The following is a 4,372-nucleotide window of genomic DNA, read 5'->3' as shown; positions in this document are numbered from 1 at the left end:
GCCGGACTCCAATCCGACCAGCGAGCAACCCAACACAACAAAACACTCGCACTGCCCGCCGCACAGACGTGATCACAACACCAGCCGCTACCCCGGCACGACCTCACGCCAATCACGCACGAGGTCGTAAGACTGTGGCCGTCAGCGTCCCGCCTCCGAAAGTCGCTGCGCTGACTGCTGTCGTGTGGCGAAGAAATTGTCTGCGCTCCAAGGGGATGCCTCCTGTGTCTGCCTGGATGGGCTGTGACTGGGCAGTGATGTGTGGCGTGTGCGGCTCGTGTCTGCCGGGCGTGGCCCTCGGAAACCGGATTCGGTCGGCAAACTGCCCGCGAACCAGTAGTCGTTGCGGGCAACGACCGAGTTCCCACGCAGACGGCTGTGGCTTGAGGCGGTACCTATGCCTCGTGAGGGTCGACGAGGCCCGTGAGTGCGGCGAGCGCGTACGCGAGGAAGAAGTCACCCCATATCAGCTCGTGCTGGGTCGCTGTCCCGGAGGCGAGGTCGTAGCAGCCGTTCAGGAGACGGCCGTCCGCGGTGACATGGGTGCGGACCAGTTCTTGGAGCAGTGCGAGGGCCTGCTCGCGGTGGCCGAGCTTGAGCAGGGCCGCCGCGGTGATGGCGGCGGCGGAGGTGTCGAGAGGGCCTTCGGGATGTGCCGCGTCGGCCGGCGACACGGCTTGCTCCTGAGGCAAGTGGCTCATGGCTTCCGCGAGATCGTCGGTGCCGAGACGATGCGCTGCATCGGCGACGGCCAGCCGCAACCAGGCGCGACCTCGGCTCCAGCCGGGCGGTGGATCGTCGCAAGGCATCCAGCCGGCAGGCGTCTCGTACCGCCAGGACCAGCAGAAGCGGCTCTCGTCCACACAGAGTTCGAGGTGGCGACGCAGATGAGACCGGGCCGCCTGGGGGTCCACCGAAGCCAGCAGCGGAACCATACCGGGCACGCCATCCACGCGTGCCAGGAGACGGGGCCCGCCGAACGCCGAGCCCCAGGGAACCAAGCCGAGTCCGGGGTCGTACGCGTCCCAGCAGGCGCGGGCCGCCCGCGCGCGCAGAGTGGCGGCCTCAGGTGTGTCGGCGAGCGCAGTGCCGTACCAGAAGATCAGTCCGCGCGTGGCGGTGTCGGCGCCCGCCCAGTGGGTGAGTCGGTCTGTGAACCGTATGGCGTCCTCGCGGTCGGTCCCTGTCCCTGTGTATCGGGCGCGGAGCCACAGTAGTCCCGCCCAGAAGCCGCCCGTCCACGAGCCCCGTCCAGTGGTGGTCCACTGGCCGGTGCCAGGGTCCGCGAACAGTGGGAAGCGGTCGCCGACTTCCGTCCGGGTGACAGCGATCCGGCCAAGGACGCGCTCCAGCGCGGCGCCGACCCATGAAGGGACGGCGGCAGTCGTGTCCATGGGGCCCTTGGCCGCACGTGCCGTGCTCATGGCCGTACGGCCGATCGCCGCTCCCGCACCGCCCAGACCATCGCCACCACGCCCGCGCCCACGAACTCACCGGCGACCAGCAGCCACCCCGCCCCGTAGTGCCCGGCTGCGGTCAGCAGCCCAAACAGCGGCGGACCGATCGCGAATCCGGCGAAGAAACCGGCCGAGACCAGCGCCGAGTCCTGCCCGGCCCGGCCGGGCGCGGCACGCTGCATCACCAGCACCATTGAGACCGCGTTCGCGGATACGGCGAAGACACCCACGGCCACCGCCGCGACCCAGGCCAGCGGATGCGCGTACGCCGAGAGCGCGAGCAGCAGCGCCGCCCCCACCGCTCCGGCCGCCAGTCCGCCGGGTAGCCACAGCGCGCGCCCCGGCTTCCCGGCGACCTTGGACCAGCCCACTCGCCCGGCGATCCCCGCGACGCCCAGCACCGCCACCAGGGCGGCGGCCGCCGTCGGGCCAAGCTCGAGCCGCCGCACGCCGTACAGGGCGAGATAGGTGTTCACGGAGGCGATGCCGCAGCCCAGCAGCAGCGAGAAAACAGCAAGCCACGCGATGGTGCCCCGTGGGATCCAGGAAGCGGGCGCGTACTTCGGGGGCGGATCGGCGGGCAGCGTACGTGCCGCCCACGCCGCGGCCACCACGGCCGTCGCGGCGGCCGCCCACACTGCGCCCCGCCAGCCGACGATCCCGGCCAGCGCGGCCAGCGGCAACCCGGCGGCGAACGCGCCCAAATGCACGCCCGACTGCTTCATCCCGGTCACCGAGCCGCGGTGTTCGGCGGGAACGGCCGCCAGGATCGTCTTGTTCGTGGCGGGGTTGGCCAGCGCCTGTGGCAGTCCGCCGAGCGCGACCGCCGCCAGCAGGAACCACGCCCCCGGCGCCGACCCGATCAGCGTCAGGGCCACCGCCGACACCACCAGCAACGCGACCAGGCAGCGGCGCGGCCCGACCCGGTCCACCACGCGTCCGCCGACCGGGGACAGGACGGCGGCCGCCCCGAAGCCGACGGTCGTGGTCAGGCCCAGCACGGTCGGGGACACGTCCAGGTCGTCCACGAGCCGTGGGCCGAGGGCGCCGAGCAGGAACAACTGCATCATCGAGAACGCCATGGCGCACGTCAGCAGCGCGGTCATGGCCGTGATCCCCCGCGCAGGGCGACTTTCGGCCGCGGTCCGGATCCCACTCTGCTCCGCCGCCACCGGCGCCCTCCTCAACCCTGCTTCCGCCGACGGCACTTCCGGGGTCCTTGCCAGGAGTCGGCGGGAACAGCCCCTGAGTTCCAGCCTGTTGATGTGGCGTGAATCACAACGGCTCGGTTGAGACGGTCACCGGGGTCAGTTCCGTACCCTCCCGTGACGCGTGAGACCCGGACTGCGAGGATGAGGCGCCATGACCGTTGGGTGGTGTTCTCGCACGATCAGGGCCGCTGTGTTCGCGGCCGTCTGCGTGCTGCTCGCCTCCCTGGGTCACGTCATGATGTCCGGGACCGCGGTGCCCTGGTGGGCCATGGCCGCGGGAGCGGCGGTGACCGGCGGCACGGCCTGGCTGCTGGCCGGCCGGGAGCGCGGGCCGGTCGCGGTCGGCTCCGTCGTGGTCGCCGCCCAGGCCGTACTCCACGCGTCGTTCTCGCTCGCCCAGGCAGTCGTGCAGCCGAAACCGTCCGGCGGCAAATCGCTGGTCCAGCAGTGGCTGGGCTATCTGCTGTGCGGTTCGCCGTCGGGACCGGGCACGGAGCACGGCGCCATGTCGATGTCCATGACTTCCATGGATCACGGGATGAGTGCCATCCACTCCATGCAGTTGATGGGCCACATGGGGGCCACGCATGCTGTGGACCACGGCATGGGAGGCATGTCCTCGACCGGCATGCTCGCAACCCACCTGCTGGCCGCGCTGCTGTGCGGCCTGTGGCTCGCCCACGGCGAGCGCGCCGCGTTTCGCATCCTGCGAGCTCTCGCCTGATGGCTCGTCGCTCCGCTGCGCCTGCTCCTCCGGCTGCCCGTGCCGCCGCACCGGGCACGCGTCCACGCCCGCCGGGGCGGTTCGGAGCGCAGGCCGCGGCAGTTCCTTCTCACCTACGCGGTCACTTCTCGGGGTCCACCCATGGGGGCCGCTGTCGCCTGACGACAGCCGGCTTCCCGAGGCCGTGATACGGAGACGACGAGCCGTCGGCTCCCCGCCTCGGGCATCGGCCGCGAACACCCGCGTCCGGCTGTTCACCCCATCGCCCCTTCACCGGTTCCGCCGTGCCGCGCGCACTGCTGCGTGCGCCGGCCCGGACACCGTGGATTCCCGAGAGGGAGAGACACCACGTGCTCACTCCTGCCCTGCCCCTGTCTGCAACGCGCGAAGAATCGAAAGAAGTGCCGAGAGACGATTCGGTCACGGCCTGGGCACTGGCCGCCCGCAGCGGCGACCCCGACGCCGTCGATCTCTTCGTCCGAGCCCTGCACCGAGACGTCCACCGCTACGTAACGTTCCTCGGAGCCGACCCCCAGAGCGCTGAGGACCTGACCCAGGACACGTTCCTGCGCGCCTTGGGCAGCCTGCACCGGTTTGAAGGCCGCTCCTCGGCCCGCACCTGGCTACTGTCCATCGCCCGCCGCGCGGTGATCGATAGCATCCGCTACAACACGTCCCGTCCCCGGCTGTCGGACACGGACGACTGGCAGTCGGCCGCCGAACGCGCCCAGCTGCGCGGTCTGCCCGGCTTCGACGACGGCATCGCCCTCGCCGAGCTGCTGGACATGCTTCCCGACGACCGCCGCGAGGCATTCGTCCTCACCCAGCTGGTGGGCCTCCCCTACGCGGAGGCAGCCGGTGTCAGCGACTGCCCGGTGGGCACGGTGCGCTCACGGGTCGCCCGCGCCCGCACCTCGCTGATCTGGGCGAGGGCCACAGCGCGGCGGGGATCGCACTCGACTGCCGCGGGCGGCTGTTCA

Annotated in this window: 3 protein-coding genes and 1 pseudogene; 2 read left to right on the top strand and 2 right to left on the bottom strand. The window is 71.2% G+C overall.

Features of this window, described 5'->3' with window-relative positions:
• Nucleotides 1-395: 395 nt before the first annotated feature.
• Together ABZ070_RS35530 and ABZ070_RS35525 are read right to left on the bottom strand one after the other, a co-directional pair.
• Nucleotides 396-1,424: a sugar ABC transporter permease gene (locus ABZ070_RS35530; RefSeq protein WP_356640128.1), complete on the bottom strand. Its 1,029-nt coding sequence runs from the start codon at nucleotides 1,422-1,424 to the stop codon at nucleotides 396-398.
• Nucleotides 1,421-2,563: an MFS transporter gene (locus tag ABZ070_RS35525; RefSeq protein ID WP_356640126.1), complete on the bottom strand. Its 1,143-nt coding sequence runs from the start codon at nucleotides 2,561-2,563 to the stop codon at nucleotides 1,421-1,423. The genes ABZ070_RS35530 and ABZ070_RS35525 overlap by 4 nt, the downstream gene beginning before the upstream one ends.
• Nucleotides 2,564-2,819: 256 nt before the next feature.
• Between ABZ070_RS35525 and ABZ070_RS35520 the strand changes: the two are divergent.
• Both ABZ070_RS35520 and ABZ070_RS35515 read left to right on the top strand, forming a co-directional pair.
• Nucleotides 2,820-3,554: pseudogene (locus ABZ070_RS35520) on the top strand (hypothetical protein).
• A gap of 239 nt (nucleotides 3,555-3,793) precedes the next feature.
• Nucleotides 3,794-4,372: sigma-70 family RNA polymerase sigma factor (locus ABZ070_RS35515; protein ID WP_356640124.1), on the top strand; the 579-nt coding region annotated here is incomplete at its 3' end.

It is taken from the genome of Streptomyces sp. NPDC006283, assembly GCF_040613325.1.
GTDB lineage: Bacteria > Actinomycetota > Actinomycetes > Streptomycetales > Streptomycetaceae > Streptomyces.
This window is presented reverse-complemented; position numbering and strand designations above follow the sequence as displayed.

Bases quoted from the DNA above. Each gene is read 5' to 3' on its own strand.
- ABZ070_RS35530 (WP_356640128.1), bottom strand. From the start codon at position 1,424: ATGAGCACGGCACGTGCGGCCAAGGGCCCCATGGACACGACTGCCGCC.
- ABZ070_RS35525 (WP_356640126.1), bottom strand. From the start codon at position 2,563: ATGACCGCGCTGCTGACGTGCGCCATGGCGTTCTCGATGATGCAGTTG.